Origin of the sequence: Streptomyces filipinensis (genome assembly GCF_014649495.1) — a bacterium.
Lineage (GTDB): Bacteria > Actinomycetota > Actinomycetes > Streptomycetales > Streptomycetaceae > Streptomyces > Streptomyces filipinensis.
This window is the reverse complement of the sequence record NZ_BMTD01000014.1, coordinates 148,369-173,437: the sequence shown is the minus strand read 5'-3', so window position 1 is coordinate 173,437 and position 25,069 is coordinate 148,369. Positions and strand designations below refer to the sequence as shown.

Genomic DNA, 25,069 nt, shown 5'->3' with positions numbered 1-25,069 from the left:
CTGCGGCCCGGTACCCCGGATTCCCGCAGCGCACGGGCCGGGCGGTGGATCCCGGGGCGTACATCCGGAGGCCACCCCTCCGCGCCGCCCCCCGGCCCACCTAAAGGACCCTTCGCCGACAGACCGCTCCGCACCCCACGCGCGCCCTCCGCGGACCGCACCACCGGTCGACGGGCCCGCGCCCGGCACCCCGGCACCCCTCCCCGCCTACGATGTGCTGCGTACTGCCGATCAGCCGATCACCCGCGCCGCGCCCGTATCCGGGGCGCGGCGCCCTGTCCGGGGAGGACCCCATGACCGACAGCAGCTCCGTACCCGCCGCCGGCACCGCCGACCGGGACCTGCGGACCTTCATCGCCGGGCTGCCCAAGGCCGAACTGCACGTCCACCACGTCGGCTCCGCCTCCCCGCGCATCGTCTCGGAGCTGGCCGCCCGCCACCCCGACTCCAAGGTGCCCTCCGACCCCGAGGCCCTGGCCGACTTCTTCACCTTCACCGACTTCGCCCACTTCATCGACGTGTACCTGTCGGTCGTGGACCTCATCCGCACCCCGGAGGACGTCCGGCTGCTCACCTACGAGGTCGCCCGCGATCTGGCCCGCCAGCAGGTGCGGTACGCCGAGCTGACCATCACCCCCTTCTCCTCCACCCGGCGCGGCATCGACGAGCTGGCCTTCATGGCGGCGATCGAGGACGCCCGCAAGGCGGCCGAGGCCGAGTTCGGGACCGTGCTGCGCTGGTGCTTCGACATCCCCGGCGAGGCCGGGCTGGAGTCCGCCGAGGAGACGGCACGGCTCGCCACCGACGACCGCATCCGCCCCGAGGGGCTCGTGTCGTTCGGGCTCGGCGGGCCCGAGATCGGCGTGCCCCGGCCGCAGTTCAAGCCGTACTTCGACCGCGCCATCGCCGCCGGCCTGCACGCCGTGCCGCACGCCGGGGAGACCACCGGCCCCGGGACGGTGTGGGACGCGCTGACCGAGCTGCGCGCGGAGCGCATCGGGCACGGCACCAGCTCCGCCCAGGACCCCAAGCTGCTCGCGCACCTCGCCGAGCACCGCATCGCGCTGGAGGTCTGCCCGACCTCCAACATCGCCACCCGCGCGGTCACCACCCTGGACGAGCACCCGCTCAAGGACTTCGTGCAGGCGGGGGTACTGGTCACGATCAACTCCGACGACCCGCCGATGTTCGGCACGGACCTCAACAACGAGTACGCGGTGGCCGCCCGGCTGCTGGACCTGGACGAGCGCGGCCTCGCCGACCTCGCCAGGAACGCGGTGGAGGCGTCCTTCCTCGACGCGCCGGGCAAGGCCCGGATCGCGGCGGAGATCGACACGTACACCAGCACCTGGCTCGCCTCCTGACGCCCACCACAATGGGGGTCATGCAGACCGTGACCGCCGTGGCCCACCGCGGCGACCCCTACCGCTTCCGCGAGAACACCGTCGACTCGCTGCGCTCCGCGCTCGACCGGGGCGCGGACGCGGTCGAGATCGACGTACGGCTCACCCGTGACGGCGTCCCCGTGCTGCTGCACGACGAGACGCTCAAGCGGCTGTGGGAACTCGACCGGCCGCTCGGCGCGTTGTCCGCCGCGGAGCTGCGCGGGCTCACGTCGGGCGGGGTGCCGACGCTCGCGGAGGCACTGGCCGCGACCGGGGACCGCCGGGTGATGGTGGACCTGTGCGGGCGGCCCGGCCGGCGGATGGTGGACCGGGTCATGGACGTGGTCCGGCAGAGCGGGGCCCGCGAGCGCGTCTACTACTGCGCGGGCGCCGAGGCGATGCTCGCCGTCCGCGCCGCCGATCCGGCCGCCGAGATCGCCCTGACCTGGACGACCCTCGCCCCGCCCCGGCCCGCGCTGCTGGACGTGATCCGCCCGCGCTGGCTCAACTACCGCTTCTCCCTGGTGAGTCGCGAGCTGGCGGCCCGCGTCCACCGCGGCGGGCACCTGCTGTCCGTGTGGACGCCGGACACCCGCCGCTCGCTGAGCCGGCTGCTCGACCTGGACGTCGACTCGATCACCACGAACCGCGTCGACGTCCTGCACGCCCTGCGCAACGGCGGCTGAGCACCGCACCGGCGGGGGCCGGCGGCCCCGTGGGGCGGCGGGCCGGCTCCGTGCGTGAGGAAGCGGAACGTGGCGGAGAGGCAGCGGGGGCCGGGGCGACAACGGTTTTTCGCGCGACGGGACGGCCGTACGCTGAGGAGGCGGCCCGGCTGGTGCTGCGCGCGGCCGGGATACGGCACACGTACCACCGGGACCTGGGCCGCACGCTGGTGTCCTCGGTGGACTCGACCGACGCCGAGGGCGACGGGGCCCACCCGGTGGCCCGGCGGATCGTGCTCGACGCCGTCAGCCGGCCGTGAGCGCCTCCAGCCGCTTGATCTTCTTGCGTACGACGTACAGCGGGACGACTCCGAAGACCCCGAAGGACATGTCGATCACGCTCCACCAGAACGGGATCCCGCGGATCGGACCGCAGACCAGGGCGAGCGGGATGATCCCGGCGCAGGCGATCATCCCGAACTCGACGACCCAGATGTTGCGCACCGGGTCGCGGTAGGGGCCGTAGAAGGCGACCGCGATGACGAGGTGGGCGAAGGCCAGCCAGTCGGTGCCGTAGAGCAGGAACGGGTAGTCGGCGTCGGCGGTGTCGAGGCCGTCGCGCACGCGGGTGATCCAGTCCGTCAGCGCGGGCAGGTGCTCCGGCACGGACAGCGCCCGCAGCGCGCTGTCCGTCCAGCGCAGTTCGTGCACCAGGGGGAAGGCCGTGGCCCCGCTGAGCGCGAGGCACACGACGAAGAGGGCCAACCAGACGCGGATGCCCTTCAGCAGGGCGGCTCTGTCGCTCATGGCAACAGCGTACGCCCACATTTGAACGTGTTCAAAAGTGCCCCCTTTCCTGAACTCCCCCCTGCTCGCCCCCTCCTGTCGGCCCTCACCCGAGCCGGTCGTCCAGCGGCACCTGCCACACCCCCGGCAGATGACCGTCCAGCTCGCCCGGTTCGAAGCGGCACATGCCGACCGCGTGCCAGAACTCGCCGGTGACGTCTCCCTCGTACTTGTAGCCACCGGACGGCGCGAGGGCCGCCCAGCCGCCGGGCATGCCGACGAGGGTGACGCGCAGGGCAGCCGGGGCGTCGGCCGGGACGTCCCACAGCCGTACCGTGCCGTCCTCGCCGCCGCTGGCCAGCAGGGAGCCGTCGGGGCTGAACGCCACCGCGAGGATCCGCCCGGTGTGGCCCGTCAGAACAGCGCTCTGCACGCCGGTGTCCGGGTTCCACAAGCGGACGGTCCGGTCGTCGCCCGCCGTCGCCAGCAGGGGGCGCGCGGGGTGGACGGCCGCGGTCCAGAGCTTGCCGGTGTGGCCCGTCAGCCGATGGCCGGCCTCGCCGTCCTTCCAGACCACCGCCGTACCGTCCCAGGAGGCGCTGACGAGCCAGGAGCCGTCGGGAGCGAAGGCCACGGCGTACACCCGGTCCGTGTGGCCGTCGAGCTGCGCGGTGATCCGACTGCCGTCCACGTCCCAGATCCGCACCTTGCGGTCGTCGCAGCCGGTGGCCAGGACCGCGCCGTCGGACCGGAAGGCGATCGCGCGGACCCGCCCGTAGTGCTCGGTGATGGTGGCGACGTGCGCCCCGGTGGCCCGGTACCACAACCGTACGGTGTCGTCGTCGTTGGCGGTGGCGAGGAGCTCGCCGTCGGCGCTGAACGCCTCCGCCCAGACGTGGTCGGTCTCGACGTCCAGTTCGCGCTGGTACTCGCCGGTGGCGGCGTTCCACAGGTAGACGTCGCCGTCGCTGCTGGCGGTGGCCAGCAGCGGGCCCGCCGGCCCGAACACCGCCGAGACCAGGCGGTCGCTCTGCCCGGTCAGTTCGCGCAGCCGCCGGCCGGAGGCGGCGTGCCACACCCGGACGACACCGTCGTTGCCGCCCGCCGCCAGCATCGAGCCGTCGGCGCTGAAGGACAGGCTGCCGATCCGCCGCCCGTGGCCGCGCAGGATGCGCCGGCCCTGCCCGGCGGCCGGCTCCCACAGCCGTACGACGCCGTCGTTGCCGCCGGTCACCAGCAGCGTGCCGGGGCCCTGGGCGGGCGTGTCGCCGTGCGGACGGAACTTGCACACCCATACCGACCCGCGGTGCTCGGCGGGCTGCCGGTGCAGCGGCGTGGCGACCGGGTCGGCCTCCGGGTCGATCCGCCACAGCCGGACCACCCCGGCGCTGTCCCCGGCCGCGAGCAGGGTCCCGTCGGGGTCGAACAGCACCTGGTACACGGCCCCCCGGCAGCCGCCGAGCAGGCCGGCCGAGCGGTGCGCCGCCAGGTCCCACAGCCGTACCTCGCCGTTGGTGTCACCGCTGACCAGCAGCCCGCCCCCGGGGTGGAAGTCCAGGGTGTAGACGCGACCGGAGTGCCCGGTGAACGCGTGCCGCACGGTTCCGGTGGCGAGGTCCCACACCCGCACCGTGCCGCCCTGCCGCTCGTCGCCCTGGTCGGCGGTGGCCAGGACGGAGCCGTCCGGACTCAGCCGCGCCCGGTACACCGCACCTCGATGTCCTGTCAGTTCGCCGCGCGTCTCCCCGGTGACCAGGTCCCACAGGCGTACGGCACCGGAGGCGTCCCCGGTGACCAGAAGGGCGTTGTCCGGCCCGAACGCCACGGTGTAGACGGGCGCGGTGTGGCCGGGCAGCCGGTGCAGCGCGGTGCCCGAGGCGGTGTCCCAGACGGTGACCACGCCGTCCGCGTCACCGGTGGCCAGCAAGGAGCCCTCGGCGTCGAGGACGACCGGCCAGACGCCGTACGCGTGGATCTCCAGCCGGTGCAGACAGCGGCCGGAGACCGGGTCCCACAGACGTACGGTGCCGTCGGAGCTGCCGGTGGCCAGGACGCGGTCGCGGAACTTGACGGCGTAGACCCGGCCGGTGTGGCCCTGCAGGGTGCGCAGGGGGGTGCCGGTGGCGGCGTCGCAGACGAGCACCCCGCCGTCCTCGCTGCCCACGGCGAGCAGTTCGCCGTCGGGGCTGTAGGAGATGGGTTCGGGCAGCCGGCTGCTGCGCATGTCGAAGCCGTACGGGACGCCCACCGCGGAAGGCCGGAACCCGGAGTCGACGGCCATGCCGGGCGCGATCGCGGCGCCCCGGAGTTCGGGGGTCCGCGCCAGGGGCCCGATGGTCGCCGAGATCAGTGCGGCCCGCCGCCACCGGCCCCCGTCCACCCGGGCGCCGGTCAGATCGGTGCCGATCAGCCGGGCCCGTCTGAGGTCGGCGCCGCGCAGGTCGGCGCCGGTCAGATCCGCGCCGTCGAGCCGGGCGCCGGTCAGCCGTGTGCCGCGCAGGACGGCACCGGAGAGGTGGGCGCCGACCAGCCGGGCGTCGGTGAGGTCGGCGCGGGTGAGGTCGACGCCGGAGAAGTCGCGGTGGGACAGGTCCTCCCCGGCCAGGGCCGCGCCGCGCAGATCGGTGTGGGCGGGCACCCGGAGCCGGCTGAGGATCTTCACCGCGTTGGCGTGGCCGGCGTCCGAGGAGGCGTCCCCCGGGGAGCCGGACAGCTCCCGCTCGGCCCAAGCCTGGCAGATCCGGTGGTCGGCGAGGTCGCACAGGAACTCGACGGCCAGCTGGCCGATCTGGCGCCGGCCCAGCAGGGCGCTGTCGCCGTCGGTGAGCCGGCGGGCGCACTCGCGGGCGACGAGCCACTCCACCACCGAGCCGTGGATGAACCGGAACACGCCGTCGTGGCTGCGCACCAGCAGGCTGCCGGAGCCGATGGCGTGCGCGGTCTGCGGCACCGACAGCCGGGCCTCGGCGAGCCCGGTCAGGGTCTCGGCCACGTCGGTCAGCTCGTCCAGCCGCAGCGAGTCCTGCCCGCTCTCCCACAGCCGCAGGGCGAGTGCCGTGACCGCGTCCCACAGCTGGTCCAGGGACAGGCCGGGCGCCCGGCCGGGGCTGCCGCCGGCGCGCTGGACCTCGAAGTTCAGCCAGGCCGTGAGCACCTCCTCGTACAGCCCGGCGGGGCTGAGGGCGCGCCCGGCGCCGGCGACCGCGCGCAGCCGGTCGTCGTCGAGGTCGGCGACGAAGCCGAGCAGCCGGGGGTTGCGGCACAGGGCGAGCAGGTCGGGGATGGCGTCCAGCAGCGCCAGCCGGTGCTCGGCGGCCCGTTCGTCGCCGTCGTAGCGGTTGACCAGGTAGGCGCGGATCTGTCGCGGGCTGAACTCCTGGACGGCGAGGACCCGGCGGTGCGGGAGCAGGCCGACGCGTTCACCGAGCGCGGTCAGCACCTGCCCCTGGGAGCGGAAGTGCTGGGTGCGGCTGGAGACCACGATCTTGGCGCTGTCCACGGCGGAGTCCAGCAGCACCTGCAGGCGTTCGGCGGCGCGGTCGTAGGTGACCTGGTTGACGAGTTCGTCGAAGCCGTCGAAGAGCAGCACGATCCGCCCCTGCTGGAGCATGTACCGGAAGGCCCGCAGATCGATGTTGTCGACGCCGTGGGCGGCGAGGTGCGCGGCGACCAGGCCTTCGAACGAATAGGCCCGGTCCAGCGCGTGCAGTTCGATCAGCAGGGGGACCAGGTGCGGGAGTTCGGCGGGGACACGGCGGGCGAGCTCGCGCAGCGCGAAGGTCTTGCCGTGCCCGAAGTCGCCGAGAAGCAGCAGGAAGCGCCCCTGGTCGGAGTCGAGCAGCCGCAGCATCTCGTCGACGAGCCCGTCGCGGTCCTCGGCGTCGAGGCGTTCCACCTCCCGGTAGCGCTGCGGCAGGTACATGCCCGGGGGGTAGCGCGGGTCGGTGCGCAGCCGCTCGCTCTGCGCGGCGACGTAGCCGCGCAGGTCCAGCAGGCCCTGGAACTCGGTGAAGCTGCGGACGCGCACGCCCCGGCGGCGGGCCGCGTCGCGCAGCTCGCGGGCGGGCGGCGGGCCGTCGTGGACGAGTTCGGCCTCGGTCTCGGCGTCGGCGGCGTGCACGAGGGCCACGAACCGGTCGACGTCCTGCGCGGCCGGGGTGCCGAGCTGCACGGCCACGCGCTGCTGGCGGACGAAGCCGGACTGGGTCCAGGTGACGAGGAGTTGCGGCAGCGGCCCGTCGACGTGACGGATCTGGGCGCCCTCGTGGCGGGTGCGGCACACCTCGGCGACCCGGGCGAGCAGTATCTCGGCCGGGCTCGTCAGGGCGCGCGGCTCCGGTTCGGACTCGGGGCCGCCGTTCCGGCCGGCGGGGGGCACGGGGCCGGCGCCGGGCACACCACCGCCGGAATCGCCTGTGTCCCCTGCGTCGCCGGCGGCCTCGGGGCCGAAGGCGCGGTGGGCCCGGTGCCACCGGACCGGCCTGCGCCGCGGCTCCTGCGGCCCCTCCCAGACCGACACTCCGTCCCGGCCGACCCGCAGCAGCTGGTGCCGGCCGGGACCGACCGCGCCGATCACCGGCACCTCGCCGGAGGCGGTGGTGAGGACGGGCAGCGCACCGGCGTCGGACGGGCCGTGCAGCAGCAGGTGCAGCCGGGGAGCGGTCAGCCGGGTCAGCACATCGGTGTCGCGCAGCGGCCCCGCACCGTCCAGCGCGGCCGTGCCCGGCGCACCGGCCCGGCGGAGGCCGGGGGCGGCGGCCCGGGCGGCCCCCGGCGAGTGCCGCACGACGCCGATCCTCAGCCAGCCCTCGCTCTCGTGGGGCCGCAGGGCCTGCGCGAACCAGGCGGCCTGCTCGCGCCCGATCAGCCCGTACTGGTCGTCACGCCGATGGCTGTACGCCATGGAGGAGTTCAGCCCCGCGATCACGGTGTGCAGCTCGGGGACGGGGAAGAGGGTCCACGGCTGATCGCTGTCGAAGACGACGTCGAGCCCCTGGTACAGCTCCTGGAACAGCCGGGCGAAGTGCCGCCACTTGGGCCAGTACGGCGGCCGGGGCGGCATCTCGTCGGCCTCGCAGGTGCTGAAGTAGGCCTGGCAGGCCGCCTGGTTGACGTCCTGGCCGCCCGGCACGAGGGCGACCCGGTGCGGTTCGAGCCCGAGCAGCGCGCGCAGCCCGGTGAGGAAGGCGAGGGCCTGCTCGAACTCGCGCCGGCTGCCGGAGGCGGTCAGATCACCGGTGACGACCAGCAGGTCCGGGGAGGGCGCGCCGGCGTCCGCCAGCTCGACCAGGTCCCCCCAGATCGCCGCCTGCAGCTCGGCGGGGTCCTGCCCCCGGCCGAAGGCGGGCCCGGCCAGCTGGAGCACGGTGACCGCCTCCCGCTCGCCCGGCGCCGCGGACACCCGCGGATACGACGGCGGCGCGGCGGGTCGGCGCCGCCCCGCCCACCCCGGCCCGCCGAGCGGCCGCCCGGGCCCCGGGGCGGTCGCGGCGGGCGGTACGGGACGGCCGTGCGCACCGGGATAGCCGGGCGGCAGGCTGGGCCGGGCCCGCCCGTCCAGCGCCTGCCGCACCCGGGCGAGCAGCAGTTCCCGCGCCGCTCCCGGCTCGGCGACCGGCACCAGGTCCACATAGGTGATGGTGGCCAGCAGCCCCTCCACCGGGATGTCCTCGACCCGCACGGTGATCAGCCGCCGCTCCGGCGCGTCCGGATCGGCGCGCAACGCGGCCTGCCACTCCATCCGCCCGTACCGCGAGCGCTCGTAGTTCCTGGACAGTACGGCGATGACGGCGGCGGACCCGCTCACCCCCCGGTCCATGAAGTCCACGAAGTTCGTGCCGGGCACGAAGTCCCAGGCCTGCAGGACCGTGCGGTATCCGGCCTCCTCCAGGGTCCAGGCGATCCAGGACGCCCAGCGTTCGTCGGCCGGCGAGTAGCTGATGAAGAAGTCCAATGGCCCGGTGTCCCCCGGGTTGTCCTGACGAGCCACCATGTATTGATGATGCCGTGAAAAGAGAGGTTGATACCGGTCGTTTCCAGGCCTTCGACGACGCCCTGGTCACAGCGACGTACAAACGTGCGACCCTTCCAGGCGTGCGTGCCTTGTTACTGCGTCTGCATGTCCTGGACCGGGTGGCGATCGGCCTGCTGGCGACCGGACTGCTCTGTGTGGCCACGGGATTGCTGCCGGAGCGCTCCGCGTCCGACGCCATGACACGCATCGCCCCGTTGCTGGCGTTCCTGGGCACGGTCATCGTGCTGGCCGAACTGACCAGCCGGGCCGAGGTGTTCGACGTGGTGGCGGCGCGGGTGGCGCGCGCGGGGCGGGGCAGTTACGCGCTGCTGTTCCTGCTGTGTGTGCTCTTCGCCTCGGTCACCACCATCGCCCTGAACCTGGATACGACGGCCGTCCTGCTGACTCCGGTGATGCTGGCGCTCGCCTCCCGGGTGGGCATCGCGCCGGTACCGCTGGCGATGACGACGGTGTGGCTCGCCAACACGGCGAGCCTGCTGCTGCCGGTGTCCAACCTGACGAACCTGCTGGCCGCCAACCGGGTCGCGCTGTCGCCGCTGGGACTGGCGGCCCGGATGTGGGCGCCGCAACTGGCGGCGGTCGCGGTGACGATGGCTTGTTTGTGGCTGTTCTTCTGGCGCCGGGGCAGGCGTGGGGCGCCCGTGGGGGCCGGTGTGGACGGGTCCGGCCTGCTGACCTCGGCGGCGGTGTCGGGGCCGGGGGCGGCGCGTGCGGCGGATGTCCGGCCGGACGGCGGCGACCGCTATGCGCCGCCCGTCGTCCACCGTCCCGCCGACCCGGTGCTCTTTCGTGCCTGCGCCCTGGCCTGTGCCGGTTTCCTGCTGGCCATCCTGGTGGCCGACGTCCCGCTGTGGACGGCCTCCGCGACCGCCGCGGCCGTCGCCGTGGCGGCCTTCGCGGTCCGCGACCGATCCCCGCTGCGGCTGTCGCTCGTCCCCTGGCGCCTGCTGGTGATGGTGCCGGGCATGTTCCTGGTGGTCGAGACGGTCGACGTGCACGGGCTGCACGGCCTGCTGGCCTCGGCGGTGGGCGCCGACGGCGACACGCTCGGCCTCTTCCGCGCGGCCGCGGTCGGCGGCGGCCTGTCCAACGCCCTGAACAACCTTCCCGTGTATCTCGCCGGGGAGGCGGCGGTGCCGTGGGGCAACCACGACCAGCTCCTCGCGCTCCTGGTCGGCACCAACGCCGGCCCGGTGATCACACCGTGGGCGTCCCTGGCCACGCTGCTGTGGTACGAGCGGTGCCACGCGTACGGGGTGCGGGTGCCGGTGGCACGCCTGATGGGCACGGGTGCGGTGCTGGCGACGGCGACGGTGGTCACGTCGGTGACCGTGTTGGCGCTGACGCGCTAGGCGTGCTCCCGGCGAGCGCTTCGCGGCGGATCCAGCGGAGCAGGGTGGGGTTGTCGTCGGTGGTGCCGACGCCGACGGTGCTGCGGAGGTGCCGGTCGTCGTCGAGCGGGGCCGGCATGCTCGCGGCCAGGTCCACCCGGGCCACGCGGTCGCCGTTGCGGCCGGGGCGGGTGCTGCCGATGATGATGCCGATCCTGGTCATGTCCGCATCCCTTGTCGTTCCGGCGTTCGGGTGTTCACGCGTTCTTCCGTGTTCTTCCGGTCAGTTCCCGTCCCGGCGGGCCTGCTGCGTGTCGCGCAGGACCGCCCAGGCATCCGCCACGGGGCCCACATGCCCGAGCTTGTCGGGGTTGCTCACCGTGCGGATCGTCTGGATCCGCCCGTCGAGGATGTCGAGCGTCCAGGTGTTCATGACCTTGCCGTCCGGGTCGCGGAAGATCGCGCCCGGCTGGCCGTTGACCTGATGCGGTTCCACGACGCCACCGATGCGGACGAACGGCGGCAGGAGCGCGCCGAGCACCCGGGACACCTCGTCGGCGCCGAAGAAGCCCCTGGCCCACTGCGGGGCCTTGCCGCCGCTGTCCGCGACCAGCTGCACATCGGCGGAGAGCAGCTCCCGCAGCTCGTCGACGTGCCCCTCGGTGAGGGCCCCGAAGAACCGCGTCGCGAGTTCCTCGCGCTCGCGCCGGTCGGCCTCGAACCGGCGCCGCCCCTCGCTCATGTGACGGCGTGCCCGTACCACCAGCTGACGGCAGGCCGCCTCCGAGCGGTTGACCGCCGAGGCGATCTCCGGGAAGCCGAAGCCGAACACCTCCCGCAGCACGAACGCCGCGCGTTCGAGCGGGGTGAGCCGTTCGAGCAGCAGCAGTGCGGCCATCGACACGGAGTCGGCCAGCTCGGCCGAGCGCTCGGGGTCCTGGTAGGGGTCGGCCAGCAGCGGCTCGGGGAACCACGGCCCGACGTACTCCTCACGCCGGACGCGAGCCGAGCGCAGCACGTTGATCGAGATGCGGGTGACCACGGCGGACAGGAACGCCTTGGCCGAGGCGGGAGGCGTCGGGGACGCCTCGTAACGCAGCCAGGTCTCCTGAACGGCGTCCTCGGCCTCCGTCACGCTGCCCAGGATCCGGTACGCGATCGAGAACAGCAGCGGTCGCAGCTCCTCGAAGTCCGCCGTCTTCTCCATGCCCCGGCTCACGCCAGCTCCTCCTCGAACCCCCGCCGCCAGGACGGATAGCGCAGCTGCCAGCCGAGTTCCCGCTTGGCCTTGGCGTTGGAGAAGCCGCGCCCCTCGGTCATCATCACCACCGCCTGGTCCCCGGCCAGCAGCCGGGCCAGCCAGACCGGGACCCGCATCGGGCGCTTGGCGCCCGCGCAGGCCGCCAGGTGGGGCAGCCACTCGCTCGCCGGAGCCGGCTCGTCGTCCACGACGTTGAACACCCCCCGCGCCTCCTGCTCCACGGCCAGGACGGTCGCAGCGGCCGCGTCGTCGAGGTGCACCCACGAGCTGTGGCCGGTGCCACGCCCGACCAGCGGGTACTGCCGCTTGCGCACCAGCTCGACCTGGTCGTCGATGGCGCCCGGTCCGTAGAACGCGCCGTACCTGAGGACCGCCCCGCCGGCCTTGAGGACCACCTCCTCGGCATGGAGCAGCGCCTTCAGGCCCACGTGCGCCGCCGTCCCCTCCAGCAGGTCCAGCGGATCCCGTTCGGTCTTCACCCAGCCGCCCTCGCGGATGCCGTTCCAGGAGGCGTAGCCCTGACAGACGACATGGGACACACCGGTCGCCTGCGCCGCCGCCAGCAGGTGGTCCGTCCCCTCGGTACGCAGCCGGTTGGTGAGGGCGAACCACCGGTCCGGATGCTTGATGTCGGGCTTGCCGGCGTGCGCCATGGAGATCGCGGTCATCTGGTGCACGATCACCTCGGGCCGGGCCTTGGCCACCGCCTCCCCCACGGACGCCGCGTCCAGCCCGTCCATCACCACACCGTCCGCGCCCAGCCGCGCCAGCAGGCCCAGCTTGGCCGCGCTCGTGGTCGTAGCCGTCACCTGGTGGCCTCGGGCCAGCAGCTGCGGCACCAGCCGCCGCCCCAGAACCCCGGACCCCCCTGCCACGAACACCCGCATCACCATCACCCTCCCGACGTAAGCGTCCTGCCTCGTCACCTGAGACAAGACAGCCCGGTCGTCTGTGACACGGGTTCTCGGTGAGGTGTGTGCCCCAGCCGCTGACAGCGCCGACGAACGCCGAGGACGCGGCCACGTTCAAGGAGTGCGGTGAGCAGCTCGTCGCGTTCCTCCGGACGCTTGGGCGAGGCGCCGGAGCCGAACACTTCGAGTGCGTGTGCCGGCGTCCGCAGGATGCCGGTCCACGCTTTCAACTCCCCGTGTTGCGCACCACGTTGTCACGCGTGCGCGCGGTGCCGGGAGAGAAAGGGCTGACGAGGTCGAGCAGGTGCGGCAGCATCTCGGGGCGGCCGGCGACGAAGGAGCGCCCGGTGTCCGGCCCGCCGAAGCCGCCGCCGAACTCGGCGCCGTCGAGGTGCCGCAGGGCGATCCCGGCCTCGCGGGCGAGCAGCGCGCCGGCGGGCAGGTCGATCGCCTCCGCGCGGTAGCCGACGAAGCCGTCGATGTCCCCGCGGGCCAGCATCGACCAGGCCACCAGGGGCGCCCAGAGCTGCAGCAGGCGCCGGGAGCGGAGTTCGAGGGTGTGCCTCAGGGCGCAGGCCACGGGGTCGTCGCGGGAGACGCCGTGGCCCTGGGTCCAGGCCAGCAGCGGTCCGGCCGAAGGCGTCAGGCGGACATCGGCGGACGTGGCCAGCCGCCCGGCCGGGCCGTGCGCCCCACCGCCCCGCAGGGCGGACCAGGTGCGGCCGGTCATCGGATCGTGGACGACTCCCACGACGGGCGTGTCGTCGACACACAGCGCGATGCCGACGACGTAGACCGCCAGCCCGATGACCACGTTGTTGCTGCCGTCGAGCGGGTCGACCAGCCAGGTACGGCCGCCACCGTCGCCCCTGAGCTCACCGGACTCCTCGGCGAGGATGCGGTCGTGCGGGTAACGGGCCCGGATCCGGTCCACCACGAGCTGCTCGGCGGCCACGTCCAGGTCGGTGACGACGTCCCCGAGTTCGCCTTTCTGCCGCGCGGCGAAGCCGTCGGGGAAACGGGACCGCAACAGCGTCCCGGCCTCCTCGGCGGCGGCCACCGCCGTGCGGTGCTCGCCGGTGTAGCCGGGGTCAGGGTTCGGGCTCATGGATCCTCCTGAGGGCGGCCCGAGCGATCCGGGCGGTCTGGGTCGCGTCGCACGTGCTGCGGACCACGCGGTGCCCCGGTGCGGACAGCGGGCCCAGCGAGAGGTCCACCCGGCCGGGCAGGGTCCGCCCCAGCACCAGGGTGGCGGTGGGGCGGTCGTCGGGCACCACGGTGGTGTGGAATTCACCCGCCGGGAGGGCGTAGGTCTGGCCGGGCCCGCTGGTGTGTTCGGCGCCGGACCGGCAGCGCACCAGGCGCCTGGTGGGGCGCAGCTCGTCGACGCCCGAGGGGTCGCTGAGCACCTCGAAGACACGGTGGGTGGGTTCGCCGCCGCCGTCCTCGATGTGCACGCGCCGGTTGCCCAGCCGCCCGTACAGCACGGTGCTGGTCAGGTCCCAGCTGTGGCAGTGCACCTGGGCGGCGGCCCGGTCGGGCTCCGCCTCCGGGGTGCTGAAGACGTGGACGCAGACGCCGTCGCCGCCCTCGCGCAGGACGGGGAGGCAGACGAAGCCCAGGGGATGGCGCACCGCGCGCAGGGCGCGGCGGCCCGAGGCGATCCCGTCCAGTTCCGCCGTGGCGTGTCGTATCAGCTCGGCGGTGGCGTGCCGCCGGGCGGCCCGTTCCAGGGCCGGGTAGTCCATGTTCCTTCCCCCCTTGGCCGGAACACGACGCTCACCTTCGGTACGGGTTCTCCGCGCGCAGCGCCTTGTCGATGATGTCGCCGACGTCACGATCGGTGAAGCTCGACGGGAGTGGCAGGCCGAGCCGGTCGAGCAGGCGTCTGACCTCGTCGACGGTCGGCTCGTCGGAGAGGGGGACGGCCTCGCGCAGATCCAGCTTGACCGCCTGCTCGCGGCTCTGGTGCAGCTCGGTGACGTAGTAGTCGTAGAGCGGCCGGTCCCGCTCCACGGACAGGCTGACGCGGCTCGGGTCGTCCTGGGTGATGATCAGGCAGGTGTCCGAGAGGTCGAAGCGCAGGGCCGGTGCCACGGAGGACAGGTGGACGTCGATCTCCAGGGTGTCCAGCCGCTGCCGGTGCCAGCCGGCGGCGACGACGGTGGCGTACGCCTCCTTGCGGGTGCGCTCCACGGTCCACTCGCCGAAGCCGCCGCCGAACGTGCTCCTGAACCGCGCGTACGCGGTGCACACCTGGTCGTCGGCGGGGTTGATGATGTCGATCTTCATGCTGAGGGAACGCCGCTGCCGTTGCGCCTCCAGCACGCACTCGGGCAGCGTGACGGCGCGCAGATAGGTGCCGGTGCCGCCCTTGAACACCCAGCGGGTGGTGGTGCGCCGGGCCCGTTCGTGTGCGAGCGCGACCTCGGCGCCGGACAGGGTGCGCACCATCGCCAGGTCCTCGATGGCCCGGCTGGTCCCGGCGGTCGCGGCCCGGATGTCGCTCACCCGGCGGCGGCGCTCGGTGAGCCCTCCGTACACCAGCGCCGCGAGGACGAGCAGGGTGGCGCCGGAGACGATGTTGTCGGACATGTTCTGGTTGAGGACGTCCATGAGCCCGACGGCCAGGGCGACGCCGATGGCGACGATCCCGTCCGCGTTGCGGACCGCCCAGGCGATCGCGTCCTCCAGCCGGCGCCCGGCACCCTGTGGCGTACTGCGCGTCACGTCCACCCTCCCCCGACGGTGGCTTCCATCGTAGGAGCAAGGACACGCCGTCAGCCATGCGTCAATCAGCCGTCAGCGGCGGGGCGTTCGGCGGAGGTCGCGGTGCCTGGCGCGGGGGACGTCCCGCCGTGCCCTACAGGCCCACGATCGTGTTCCACCGTTTCGCGTACTCCACACGTTCCGTGGAGGTGATGTCCCGGGCGATGGCGAGGCGGGACCGCATGCCGGTGTCCGGGAAGATCAGCGGGTTGTCGGCGAGGGCGGCGGTGTCCTTGTCCTTCGACGCCGCCAGGACCTCCTTGGCGGCCGGCACCGGGCAGACGTAGTTGACCCAGGCGGCCAGCTTCGCGGCGACGGCGGGGTCGTAGTAGGAGTCGACCAGGCGCTCCGCGTTGGCCTTGTGGCGGGCCCGGTCGGGGATCATCAGGGAGTCCGACCACAGCTCGGCGCCCTCCTCGGGCACGACGAAGTGGATGTCGGGGTTGTCCGCCTGCAGCTGGATGACATCGCCGGAGTACGCCTGACAGGCCAGCACATCCCCGCTGACCAGGTCTTTTGTGTAGTCGTTGCCGGTGAAGCGGCGTATCTGGCCGCGGTGGACCTCCCGCTCCACCCGGTCGCAGACGCGGTGGAAGTCGTCCGCCGTCCACCTCGTGATGTCCACGCCGTCGCCCTGCATGAGCAGCGCGAAGGACTCGTCCAGGCCGGACAGGAGGGTCACGCGTCCCTTGAGGTCGCTCGCCCAGAGGTCCTTGACGTGCCGGATCTCGCGGCCGAGCTTCCTGCGGTTGTAGGCGATGCCGGTGATGCCCGACTGCCACGGCACGGTGAACCTGCGGCCCTTGTCGAAGGCGGGCGTACGCAGCAGCGGGTCCAGGTACTTCGCCACGTTCGGCTGGCGGGCGCGGTCCATCTCCTCGACCCAGCCCAGCCGGACGAACCGGGCGCACATCCAGTCGCTGATGACGATCAGATCGCGGCCGGTGGACTGGTGGTTCATCAGCGCGGGGCTGATCTTGCCGAAGAACTCGTCGTTGTCGTTGATCTCCTCGACGTAGTCCACCCGGATCCCGGTGCGCTTCCCGAACGCCTCCAGGGTGGGCCGCCGGTTGGGGTCGTCGTCGTCGGTGTCGATGTACAGCGGCCAGTTCGCCCAGGTCAGCTTCCTGTCGGCCGTGGACTCGTCGGCTACGGCCCGGTCGCCGGGCGCGACATAGGCGGCGGGCACCCCGCAGCCGGCCAGGGCACCGAGCGCGGCGGTGCCGCCGAGTGCGCGCAGGAGGGAGCGGCGGGGCATCACGGACGTACGCGAGGAAGTCTGGGGCACTCCGGAAGGATGCCGTCTGGCGCGTTCCACGGACAATCGACGCTGCGTCGAGCGCGGCCCCCTTCCCCCGACACCTTGTCGATCAGCGCCGTTCACGCACGGTCCGCGCCCCAGCTGCCGACCAGCCCCAGGGCCTCGGCCGCCTCGGTGTCCGGCGCCGGAAGATAGCTGACCAGGAGCTGGCCGGGTTCGTTCGTGTGCAGCACCTCGAAGTCCAGGGTGAGCGGGCCGACCAGCGGGTGGTGCAGGGTGTAGCGGCCGGGGCCCTTGTCCGCCACGTCCTGCCTTGCCCACAGCGCGGCGAACTCCTCGCTCCGCATGGCGAGCCGCCCGATGAGGGAGGCCAGCGCCGGGTCGTCGGGGTAACGGCCCACGCTCACCCGCAGAAAGGCCACGGTCGACTCGGCCTTCGGGCGCCAGCTGTCCGCGAACAGCTCGCGGTAGCGGGTGTCGAGGAAGACCAGGTGCGCGAACGTCCGCCGTTCGCACGGCACTTCACCGAAGTCACCGAAGACAGAGGCGGCGAGCGGGTTCCAGGCGAGCACCTGGGTGAGGTGACCGCAGACGTAGGCGGGGCCGGGCTGGGCGTCGATCAGCCGGCGCAGGGAGGGCCGCACGGTCTCGGTGGCCGGTGTCGCGTCCGGCAGGGCGCGGTCCGGGCGGGCCAGGTTGCGCAGGTGTGCCCGCTCGGCCGGAGCCAGGCGCAGCGCCCGGCCGACGGCCTCCAGCACCGCGTCCGAGACATGCGGGTTGCGACCCTGCTCCAGGCGTACGTAGTACTCGACGCTCACCCCGGCCAGCTGCGCCAGCTCCTCGCGCCGCAGCCCGGGCACGCGCCGGGGGCCGTACGCCGTCAGCCCCACGTCGGCCGGGGTGAGCCGGGCCCGCCGGGACCGGAGGAACTGGCTGAGTTCGGTGCGCCGTTCGCCGGGAGTCGTCATGCCCACGAGTATCCGGGACCTGCGCCGAACCAGGGTGGCCAAGTCTTTCCCCCCTAAAAAACGGGCCTGTTGAGGGCGGTTCCGCAGGGCGCAGAGTCGTGGACGTCAGGGAAACGACGAGTGCGACAAGGACGTACGACGATGACTCTCCCCCTCCGCCCCCTCGGCACTTCCGGCCTCGACATCTCCGTGATCGGGCTGGGCGCCTGGTCGTTCGGCGGCGACGGCTGGCGCTTCACGTGGGGCGCGCAGGACGACCGGCGGTCGATCGAGACCGTGCACCGGGCGGTCGAGCTGGGCGTCAACTGGATCGACACCGCCGCCGTGTACGGGCTCGGCCACTCCGAGGAGGTGGTCGGCAAGGCGCTGGCCGAGCTGCCGCACGCCGACCGCCCGTATGTGTTCACGAAGGCGGGCCTGGTCTGGGACCCGGAGAACCCTGCTGCGGCACCCCGGCGGATCATGCGGCCCGACAGCGTACGGCGTGAGGTCGAGGACTCGCTGCGCCGGCTCGGCGTGGAGGCGATCGACCTGTACCAGGTGCACTGGCCGGACACCGGCGCGTCCCTGAGCTGGGACGGCGCGGAGCCCCCGGAGGACGCGCGGGCCACCCCGCTGGAGGAGTACTGGCAGCTGATGGCCGACCTGAAGGCGGAGGGCAAGGTGCGGGCGATCGGGCTCTCCAACCACTCGCCCGAACAGCTGGCGGCCGCGCACCGCATCGCCCCGGTCGACGCGATCCAGCCCCCGCTGTCCCTTCTCAACCGCGCCGCCGAGCCGGAGATCGACTGGGCCGCCGACCACGGCACCGGCGTGATCCCCTACCAGCCGCTCCACTCGGGCCTGCTCAGCGGGACCTTCACCCGCGAGCGGCTGGCCCGCCTGCACCCGTCCGACTGGCGCCGCACCCACCCCGACTTCACGACGCACCTGGACACCCACCTGCGTACGGTGGACCGGCTCCGGACGGTCGCGCAGGCGCACGGGACGACGGTGAGCGCGGTGGCGATCGCCTGGGTGCTGGCCCGGCGGGGCGTCACCGGGGCGATCGCGGGAGCGCGCAGTCCGGAGCAGACCGCGGACTGGGCGCGGGCGGCCACCCTCCGGCTCACCGAGGAGGAGCTGCGGTTCGTGACGGGGGAATGAGACAGCGCGGCCCGGACGGGGAGGTGAACCCGTCCGAGGCCGCGCTGCACGGTGCCGGTGGGAACGTCAGTCCAGCGACGTCATCACGTGCTTGATCCGCGTGTAGTCCTCGAAGCCGTACGCCGACAGGTCCTTGCCGTAGCCGGACTTCTTGAAGCCGCCGTGGGGCATCTCGGCGACCAGCGGGATGTGGGTGTTGATCCACACGCAGCCGAAGTCGAGCTTCTTGGACATGCGCATCGCGCGGGCGTGGTCCTTGGTCCACACCGAGGAGGCGAGGGCGTACTCGACGCCGTTGGCCCACTGGATGGCCTGGTCCTCGTCGGCGAAGGACTGCACGGTGATGACCGGGCCGAAGACCTCGTTCTGGACGATCTCGTCGTCCTGCTTCAGGCCGGAGACGACGGTCGGGGCGTAGAAGTAGCCCTTGTCGCCGACCTGCTGGCCGCCCGCCTCGACCTTGGCGTGGGCCGGCAGGCGGTCGATGAAGCCGGCGACCTGCTTGAGCTGGTTCGGGTTGTTCAGCGGGCCGAAGAGCACGTCCTCGTCGTCCGGCTGGCCGGTCTTGGTCTCGGACGCCGCCTTGGCGAGCGCGGCCACGAACTCGTCGTGGATGGACTCCTGGACGAGGACGCGGGTCGCGGCCGTACAGTCCTGCCCGGCGTTGAAGAAGCCCGCCACGGAGATGTCCTCGACGGCCTTGGCGATGTCGGTGTCCTCGAAGACGACGACGGGGGCCTTGCCGCCCAGCTCCAGGTGGACCCGCTTGAGGTCCTTGGAGGCGGACTCGGCGACGGACATGCCCGCGCGGACCGAGCCGGTGATGGAGGCCATGGCAGGGGTGTCGTGCTCGACCATCAGGCGGCCGGTGTCACGGTCGCCGCAGATGACGTTGAAGACGCCCCGGGGCAGGATCGAGCCGATGATGTCGGCGATCAGGACCGTGGAGGCGGGGGTGGTGTCCGACGGCTTCAGGACGACCGTGTTGCCCGCGGCGATCGCCGGGGCGAACTTCCACACCGCCATCATCATCGGGTAGTTCCAGGGGGCGACCTGGGCGCAGACGCCGACCGGCTCACGGCGGATGATCGAGGTCATCCCCTCCATGTACTCACCGGCCGAGCGGCCCTCCAGCAGTCGCGCCGCGCCCGCGAAGAAGCGGATCTGGTCGACCATCGGCGGGATCTCCTCGGAGCGGGTGAGCCCGGTGGGCTTGCCCGTGTTCTCCACCTCGGCCGCGATCAGCTCCTCGGCACGCTCCTCGAACGCGTCCGCGATCTTGAGAAGGGCCTTCTGGCGCTCTGCGGGGGTGGTGTCGCGCCAGGCCGGGAAGGCGCGGGCGGCGGCCTCCATGGCGGCGTCCACGTCCGCCTTGCCGGACAGCGGCGCGGTGGCGTACGCCTCGCCCGTCGCGGGGTTGACCACCTCAGTGGTCCGTCCGTCGGCGGCGTCCCGGAACTCACCGTCGATGTAGTTGCGCAGACGACGCAGCTCGGTGCTCACTGCCGGCCTCCTGATCTGGTTCGAGGGTTCGAGCTGTCCAGCCCGGCCAGCCTGCTCGGCTGTCCGATCGCTGAGACACCCCACCCTAATCGGCATACCGACGTTTTCAACACCCCCACCCCAAGCACTTCTGCGAAATCCGCAAACCGACGAGTCATAAACAACGAATTTCATCGCTTGAGGGTTGCGAAACTGTCGAGACGTCGTGCACAGTGAGGTCGTGGCCAGTCGAAGCGCAGACCAGAGGGACTCCACCCGCGAGTCCAGGAACGGCAACAGCCCCCAGCTGGACGCCGTCTCCCTCGCCATCATTCAGCAGCTCCAGGAGGACGGCCGCCGGCCGTACGCCGCGATCGGCAAGGCCGTCGGCCTGTCCGAGGCGGCCGTGCGCCAGCGCGTGCAGAAGCTGCTGGACCAGGGCGTGATGCAGATCGTCGCCGTCACGGACCCGCTCACCGTGGGCTTCCGCCGGCAGGCGATGGTCGGGATCAACGTCGAGGGCGATGTCGAGTCGATCGCGGACGCGCTGACCGGCATGTCGGAAGTCGAGTACGTGGTGATGACCGCGGGCTCGTTCGACATCCTCGCCGAGATCGTCTGCGAGGACGACGACCACCTGCTGGACGTCATCAACAAACGCATCCGGTCCCTGCCCGGTGTGCGCTCCACCGAGAGCTTCGTCTACCTGAAGCTGAAGAAGCAGACCTACATGTGGGGAACCCGATAACCGTGAGGACCCGATAACCGTGAGCACCAAGGACCTCAGCCGCACCGCGTACGACCACCTGTGGATGCACTTCACCCGCATGTCCTCGTACGAGAACTCCCCGGTCCCGACCATCGTCCGGGGTGAGGGCACCTACATCTACGACGACAAGGGCAAGCGCTACCTCGACGGTCTCGCGGGTCTGTTCGTGGTCCAGGCCGGTCACGGCCGCACGGAACTCGCCGAGACCGCCTTCAAGCAGGCCCAGGAGCTGGCCTTCTTCCCGGTGTGGTCCTACGCCCACCCGAAGGCCGTCGAGCTGGCCGAGCGCCTCGCCCACCACGCCCCGGGCGACCTGAACAAGGTCTTCTTCACCACCGGTGGCGGCGAGGCCGTCGAGACCGCCTGGAAGCTCGCCAAGCAGTACTTCAAGCTGGTCGGCAAGCCCACCAAGTACAAGGTCATCTCCCGCGCGGTCGCCTACCACGGCACCCCGCAGGGCGCCCTGTCCATCACGGGTCTGCCCGGTCTGAAGGCCCCCTTCGAGCCGCTCGTGCCGGGCGCGCACAAGGTGCCGAACACCAACATCTACCGCGCGCCGATCTTCGGTGACGACCCGGAGGCCTTCGGCCGCTGGGCCGCCGACCAGATCGAGCAGCAGATCCTCTTCGAGGGCCCCGACACCGTCGCCGCGGTCTTCCTGGAGCCGGTGCAGAACGCCGGCGGCTGCTTCCCGCCGCCGCCCGGCTACTTCCAGCGCGTGCGCGAGATCTGCGACCGGTACGACGTGCTGCTCGTGTCGGACGAGGTCATCTGCGCCTTCGGCCGCCTCGGCACCATGTTCGCCTGCGACAAGTTCGGCTACGTCCCGGACATGATCACCTGCGCCAAGGGCATGACCTCGGGCTACTCCCCGATCGGCGCCTGCATCGTCTCCGACCGCCTCGCCGAGCCGTTCTACAAGGGCGACAACACCTTCCTGCACGGCTACACCTTCGGCGGCCACCCGGTCTCCGCGGCCGTGGGTCTCGCCAACCTCGACCTGTTCGAGCGCGAGAACATCAACCAGCACGTGCTCGACAACGAGGGCGCCTTCCTGCAGACCCTGCAGAAGCTGCACGACCTGCCGATCGTCGGCGACGTCCGCGGCAACGGCTTCTTCTACGGCATCGAGCTGGTGAAGGACAAGAACACCAAGGAGTCCTTCAACGAGGAGGAGACCGAGCGCGTCCTGTACGGCTTCCTCTCCAAGGCTCTGTTCGACAACGGCCTGTACTGCCGTGCCGACGACCGCGGCGACCCGGTCATCCAGCTCGCCCCGCCGCTGATCTCCAACCAGGAGACCTTCGACGAGATCGAGCAGATCCTGCGCGCCACCCTCACGGAGGCGTGGACGAAGCTCTGAGCCTTCCCCGGAAGGCCCGATCATCCGACTGGCTGATCGGCACCGGCCCCGGTGCCTCCGTTCGAGTGGGAACGGAGGCCCGGGGCCGCGCGCTGTCCGGGCTGCCGCAGGGGACCTGCCTAGCGTTCCAGTGACCGATCGGCCCAGCCTTCGTTCCCCCGCACGAGGGACCAGGCAGGAAAAAGCGGATCAGAACCGAGGTGGACGCGCATGGAGGCCCCGCCGGACAACGACGTGCTCTGGGCACGCTCGCTGCACTTCAGGCACCCCGACGGGTCGCCCGGACTCGCCGGGGTGGCGCTCGCCGTGCGCGACGGCGAGATCGTCGCCGTCACCGGCCCGCGCGGCAGCGGCAAGACCACCCTGCTGCGCTGCCTGTCCGGCCTGGTCCCGGTCCGGCACGGCGAGGTGTGGTTCAACAGCACGCCCCTGCACACACTCGGACCGATGCGCCGCGAGCAGCTGCGCCGGGAACGCTTCAGCTGGATCGACCCCGCGCCCGCCCTGGTCCCCGAGCTGAACGCCTGGGAGAACGTCGCGCTGCCGCTGATGCTGCGCGGGGTCGGCCGGCGCAGGGCCAAGGTCGCCGCGCTGGAGTGGCTGGTCCGGCTCGACGTCGGCGACAAGTGCCGCAACCGGCCGCACGCACTGCAGCAGGCCGAGCGCCAGCGGGTCTCGATCGCCCGGGCACTGGCCACGGCCCCCACGATCCTCTTCGCCGACGAGCCGACGGCGCCGCTGCACCGCGGCGACCGCACCCAGGTCCTGCGCACCCTCACCTCGGCCGCCCGCTCGCACGGCATCACCGTGGTCCTCGCCACCCACGACCCCGAGACCGCCGCCCAGGCCGACCGCAGCGTGCACCTGCTGGACGGCCGGAGCGTGCGGACCCTGCACCTGCCGGACGTACCCGACACGGAGGGCCGGGTCGCGTGGTCGCTCTCCGTCTGACCCGCAGCGCGCGGCCCGCCGTCCAGCTGCGCCGCCTGCTGGTGGCCGCGGCCTCGGCGGGCACCGGCTTCCTGCTCCTGTCCTGCCTCGGCTACGCCCTGAACCACCCCGGGTCCGCGTCCGCCGCCGCGCTGCGCCTGGCCTGGTGCACGGTGCCGCTCGCCGCCACGGGGTACCTGGCGCTCGCCGTCGCCCGCACCGACCCGGGCGCCCGGCCGCGCCCCGGCCTGTCCGCCGTCGGCCTCGGCCCGGCCCGCCTGATGGCCGTCTCCGCGCTGACGACGGCCCTGTCCTGCTCCCTGGGCTCGCTGCTGGCCCTGCTCGTCTTCCTGCACCTGCGCGGCGACCTGACGGGCATGCCGTTCGACGGGGCGGCCGCGGACGTCCTGGCGGCGGGGCGGCACCTCCCCGGGCCCGCGACCCTGACCCTGCTGGCCCTGCCCCCGGCCGTCGCCTCGGCAGCGGTGGCTCTGGCCCTGCGCCCGAAGGACCCAGGCCCCGCCACCCCGGCCCACCGCACGTACGGCCGCTTCGGCGCGTTCGGCCACTCGGTGGCGCGGGAGACGTTCGGCACGTGCGCGAGATTCGGAGCACGCCTCGCCCGCCGCCCCACACCGGCAGACGAGCCCACGAGCCTCGGTCGGTCCGAGGGCCTCCGCCAGTCCGCGGGCGGTCGTACCGCCGGGGCGGCACCGGTGGGCGCGGACGGCACCCCGTCAGCGCCGGGCAGCGCGACCGGCATCCAGCCACCGGGCACCCCCGCACCGGCCGGCGCGACCGGCCTCCAGCCACCGAGCGCCCCCGCGCCGGGCAGCGCGACCGGCCCCACCCCACCACCCCCTGGCAGCGCCGGCACCCCCGCTCCGGACGCCGACTGGAGCGACCTCACCGCCAAGCCCCCCAGAGAGGCCCCCGCCGGCCTCCCCTGGGGCATCGCCCTCCTCGCCAGCGGCCTGACGGCCCAGGCCTACGCCGACCGCTCGTCCCTCGGCGTCCTCGCCGGCTGGCTCCTCACCACGACCGGCCTCGTCCTCGCCGCCCCCGGCCTCACCCACGTGTGCGGCTGGCTCCTGCAGTCCACCCGCCCCGGCGCCCTCCGCCTCCTCGCCGGCCGCGTCCTCATGACGGAGGCCACCCGCATCGGCCGCCCCCTGGGCGTCGTGTGCGCCGTCGCGTCCGCCGGCTTCGCCATGACCACCCTGTACACCGGCTCGGCACCGGCGTTCGGCCCCCTGACCACCTTCGGCACCCTCCTCGTCGCCGGCTGCACGGTCGCCACCCTCGTCACCGCCGCGGTGGAGACCCGCCAGTGCCGGGCCGGCACGACCGCCGCGCTACTCCGCCTCGGCGCCCCGGCCACGCTGCTGCGCATGGCCGTGGCCATCCGCGCGGCGGCCCTGCTGGCGTTCTTCGGCCCGCTCACCCTCGGCGTCGCCGCCCTGGCCGCGCTCCCCGTGACCCGCTGAGCCACCCGCCGCGGAAAAAATCTCCGGCGACCGATGAGTTCTCCCGGAGCCCGGGGTCTACCCCACCGAACAGGCTGACCCCAGGACGCACCACCACGGAAGCGAGAACCTCATGTACCAGCAGATGATCTTCGTGAACCTGCCCGTGAACGACCTCGACGCCTCGAAGAAGTTCTTCACGGAGCTCGGCTACACGATCAACCCGCAGTTCAGCGACGAGAACGCCGCCTCCGTGGTGATCAGCGACACGATCGTCGCGATGCTGCTGACCAAGCCGTTCTACGCGACCTTCACCACGAAGGAGATCGCCGACGCGACCACGACCAGCGAGGTGCTGGTCTGTCTGAGCGCCGAGAGCCGCGAGAAGGTCGACGAGCTGGTCGACGGGGCGATCGCGGCGGGCGGGAAGGCCACCGGGCGCACCCAGGACCACGGCTTCATGTACGGCCGCGCCTTCGACGACCTCGACGGCCACACCTGGGAGATCATGTGGATGGACCCGGCCGCGGTGCAGAGCTGAC

General features: G+C 72.7%; 21 protein-coding genes. 10 read left to right on the top strand and 11 right to left on the bottom strand.

The window, feature by feature from the left end:
- Positions 1–293: 293 nt before the first annotated feature.
- The 3 genes from IE244_RS28445 (at position 294) to IE244_RS28435 (ending at position 2,370) form a co-directional block, all read left to right on the top strand.
- Entirely contained in the window at positions 294–1,364 is a 1,071-nt protein-coding gene (locus IE244_RS28445; protein WP_191876423.1) for an adenosine deaminase, read from the top strand.
- Between the two features lie 20 nt (positions 1,365–1,384).
- Positions 1,385–2,071, top strand: a complete 687-nt coding sequence (locus IE244_RS28440) for a glycerophosphodiester phosphodiesterase (protein ID WP_191876422.1) — start codon at positions 1,385–1,387, stop codon at positions 2,069–2,071.
- A 152-nt stretch (positions 2,072–2,223) separates the two neighbouring features.
- The gene (locus IE244_RS28435) at positions 2,224–2,370 is read left to right on the top strand and encodes a hypothetical protein (RefSeq protein ID WP_191876421.1); all 147 of its coding nucleotides are present in this window, start codon (positions 2,224–2,226) and stop codon (positions 2,368–2,370) included.
- Here the strand turns inward: IE244_RS28435 and IE244_RS28430 are convergent.
- Positions 2,357–2,857 (bottom strand): hypothetical protein, encoded by a 501-nt coding sequence (locus IE244_RS28430; protein WP_191876420.1) that lies wholly within the window; start codon positions 2,855–2,857, stop codon positions 2,357–2,359. The genes IE244_RS28435 and IE244_RS28430 overlap by 14 nt on opposite strands.
- A gap of 85 nt (positions 2,858–2,942) precedes the next feature.
- Positions 2,943–8,828 (bottom strand): WD40 domain-containing protein, encoded by a 5,886-nt coding sequence (locus IE244_RS28425; RefSeq protein ID WP_191876419.1) that lies wholly within the window; start codon positions 8,826–8,828, stop codon positions 2,943–2,945.
- Between the two features lie 101 nt (positions 8,829–8,929).
- On the opposite strand from IE244_RS28425, the gene IE244_RS28420 reads away from it, so the two are divergent.
- Entirely contained in the window at positions 8,930–10,222 is a 1,293-nt protein-coding gene (locus IE244_RS28420; RefSeq protein WP_373305783.1) for an ArsB/NhaD family transporter, read from the top strand.
- Here the strand turns inward: IE244_RS28420 and IE244_RS42225 are convergent.
- The 8 genes from IE244_RS42225 to IE244_RS28380 form a co-directional block, all read right to left on the bottom strand.
- Entirely contained in the window at positions 10,188–10,424 is a 237-nt protein-coding gene (locus IE244_RS42225) for a hypothetical protein (protein WP_229854368.1), read from the bottom strand. The genes IE244_RS28420 and IE244_RS42225 overlap by 35 nt on opposite strands.
- Before the next feature lie 60 nt (positions 10,425–10,484).
- Entirely contained in the window at positions 10,485–11,408 is a 924-nt protein-coding gene (locus IE244_RS28410) for an RNA polymerase sigma-70 factor (RefSeq protein ID WP_191876472.1), read from the bottom strand.
- An 8-nt stretch (positions 11,409–11,416) separates the two neighbouring features.
- On the bottom strand, positions 11,417–12,355 hold the full coding sequence (locus IE244_RS28405; protein ID WP_229854373.1) for an NAD-dependent epimerase/dehydratase family protein: 939 nt from the start codon (positions 12,353–12,355) through the stop codon (positions 11,417–11,419).
- Between the two features lie 244 nt (positions 12,356–12,599).
- The gene (locus IE244_RS28400) at positions 12,600–13,481 is read right to left on the bottom strand and encodes an inositol monophosphatase family protein (protein ID WP_191876416.1); all 882 of its coding nucleotides are present in this window, start codon (positions 13,479–13,481) and stop codon (positions 12,600–12,602) included.
- A complete protein-coding gene (locus IE244_RS28395) occupies positions 13,465–14,121 on the bottom strand; it encodes a hypothetical protein (RefSeq protein ID WP_191876415.1) in 657 nt (218 codons plus the stop codon). The genes IE244_RS28400 and IE244_RS28395 overlap by 17 nt, the downstream gene beginning before the upstream one ends.
- A gap of 31 nt (positions 14,122–14,152) precedes the next feature.
- The gene (locus IE244_RS28390) at positions 14,153–15,103 is read right to left on the bottom strand and encodes a hypothetical protein (protein WP_229854367.1); all 951 of its coding nucleotides are present in this window, start codon (positions 15,101–15,103) and stop codon (positions 14,153–14,155) included.
- Positions 15,104–15,236: 133 nt separating this feature from the next.
- Positions 15,237–16,400, bottom strand: a complete 1,164-nt coding sequence (locus tag IE244_RS28385; RefSeq protein ID WP_191876470.1) for an ABC transporter substrate-binding protein — start codon at positions 16,398–16,400, stop codon at positions 15,237–15,239.
- A 122-nt stretch (positions 16,401–16,522) separates the two neighbouring features.
- The gene (locus tag IE244_RS28380) at positions 16,523–17,371 is read right to left on the bottom strand and encodes a helix-turn-helix transcriptional regulator (RefSeq protein ID WP_191876414.1); all 849 of its coding nucleotides are present in this window, start codon (positions 17,369–17,371) and stop codon (positions 16,523–16,525) included.
- Between the two features lie 141 nt (positions 17,372–17,512).
- Here IE244_RS28380 and IE244_RS28375 point away from each other — a divergent pair, with 141 nt between their 5' ends.
- Positions 17,513–18,517 (top strand): aldo/keto reductase, encoded by a 1,005-nt coding sequence (locus IE244_RS28375; RefSeq protein WP_191876413.1) that lies wholly within the window; start codon positions 17,513–17,515, stop codon positions 18,515–18,517.
- Between the two features lie 66 nt (positions 18,518–18,583).
- Here IE244_RS28375 and IE244_RS28370 read toward each other — a convergent pair whose 3' ends face one another.
- Positions 18,584–20,020, bottom strand: a complete 1,437-nt coding sequence (locus IE244_RS28370) for a gamma-aminobutyraldehyde dehydrogenase (protein ID WP_191876412.1) — start codon at positions 20,018–20,020, stop codon at positions 18,584–18,586.
- Between the two features lie 205 nt (positions 20,021–20,225).
- Here IE244_RS28370 and IE244_RS28365 point away from each other — a divergent pair, with 205 nt between their 5' ends.
- The 5 genes from IE244_RS28365 (at position 20,226) to IE244_RS28345 (ending at position 25,068) form a co-directional block, all read left to right on the top strand.
- The gene (locus IE244_RS28365) at positions 20,226–20,747 is read left to right on the top strand and encodes an Lrp/AsnC family transcriptional regulator (RefSeq protein ID WP_031167396.1); all 522 of its coding nucleotides are present in this window, start codon (positions 20,226–20,228) and stop codon (positions 20,745–20,747) included.
- Between the two features lie 19 nt (positions 20,748–20,766).
- On the top strand, positions 20,767–22,131 hold the full coding sequence (locus tag IE244_RS28360; protein WP_191876411.1) for an aspartate aminotransferase family protein: 1,365 nt from the start codon (positions 20,767–20,769) through the stop codon (positions 22,129–22,131).
- A 210-nt stretch (positions 22,132–22,341) separates the two neighbouring features.
- Entirely contained in the window at positions 22,342–23,082 is a 741-nt protein-coding gene (locus IE244_RS28355) for an ABC transporter ATP-binding protein (RefSeq protein WP_191876410.1), read from the top strand.
- Positions 23,064–24,548: a hypothetical protein gene (locus IE244_RS28350; RefSeq protein WP_191876409.1), complete on the top strand. Its 1,485-nt coding sequence runs from the start codon at positions 23,064–23,066 to the stop codon at positions 24,546–24,548. The genes IE244_RS28355 and IE244_RS28350 overlap by 19 nt, the downstream gene beginning before the upstream one ends.
- Before the next feature lie 112 nt (positions 24,549–24,660).
- Entirely contained in the window at positions 24,661–25,068 is a 408-nt protein-coding gene (locus IE244_RS28345; RefSeq protein ID WP_191876408.1) for a VOC family protein, read from the top strand.
- Position 25,069: the final 1 nt, after the last annotated feature.

Bases quoted from the DNA above. Each gene is read 5' to 3' on its own strand.
- IE244_RS42225 (WP_229854368.1), bottom strand. From the start codon at position 10,424: ATGACCAGGATCGGCATCATCATCGGCAGCACCCGCCCCGGCCGCAAC.
- IE244_RS28385 (WP_191876470.1), bottom strand. From the start codon at position 16,400: ATGCCCCGCCGCTCCCTCCTGCGCGCACTCGGCGGCACCGCCGCGCTC.
- IE244_RS28405 (WP_229854373.1), bottom strand. From the start codon at position 12,355: ATGGTGATGCGGGTGTTCGTGGCAGGGGGGTCCGGGGTTCTGGGGCGG.
- IE244_RS28345 (WP_191876408.1), top strand. From the start codon at position 24,661: ATGTACCAGCAGATGATCTTCGTGAACCTGCCCGTGAACGACCTCGAC.
- IE244_RS28355 (WP_191876410.1), top strand. From the start codon at position 22,342: ATGGAGGCCCCGCCGGACAACGACGTGCTCTGGGCACGCTCGCTGCAC.
- IE244_RS28440 (WP_191876422.1), top strand. From the start codon at position 1,385: ATGCAGACCGTGACCGCCGTGGCCCACCGCGGCGACCCCTACCGCTTC.
- IE244_RS28430 (WP_191876420.1), bottom strand. From the start codon at position 2,857: ATGAGCGACAGAGCCGCCCTGCTGAAGGGCATCCGCGTCTGGTTGGCC.
- IE244_RS28380 (WP_191876414.1), bottom strand. From the start codon at position 17,371: ATGACGACTCCCGGCGAACGGCGCACCGAACTCAGCCAGTTCCTCCGG.
- IE244_RS28375 (WP_191876413.1), top strand. From the start codon at position 17,513: ATGACTCTCCCCCTCCGCCCCCTCGGCACTTCCGGCCTCGACATCTCC.
- IE244_RS28425 (WP_191876419.1), bottom strand. From the start codon at position 8,828: ATGGTGGCTCGTCAGGACAACCCGGGGGACACCGGGCCATTGGACTTC.
- IE244_RS28400 (WP_191876416.1), bottom strand. From the start codon at position 13,481: ATGAGCCCGAACCCTGACCCCGGCTACACCGGCGAGCACCGCACGGCG.
- IE244_RS28395 (WP_191876415.1), bottom strand. From the start codon at position 14,121: ATGGACTACCCGGCCCTGGAACGGGCCGCCCGGCGGCACGCCACCGCC.
- IE244_RS28445 (WP_191876423.1), top strand. From the start codon at position 294: ATGACCGACAGCAGCTCCGTACCCGCCGCCGGCACCGCCGACCGGGAC.
- IE244_RS28410 (WP_191876472.1), bottom strand. From the start codon at position 11,408: ATGGAGAAGACGGCGGACTTCGAGGAGCTGCGACCGCTGCTGTTCTCG.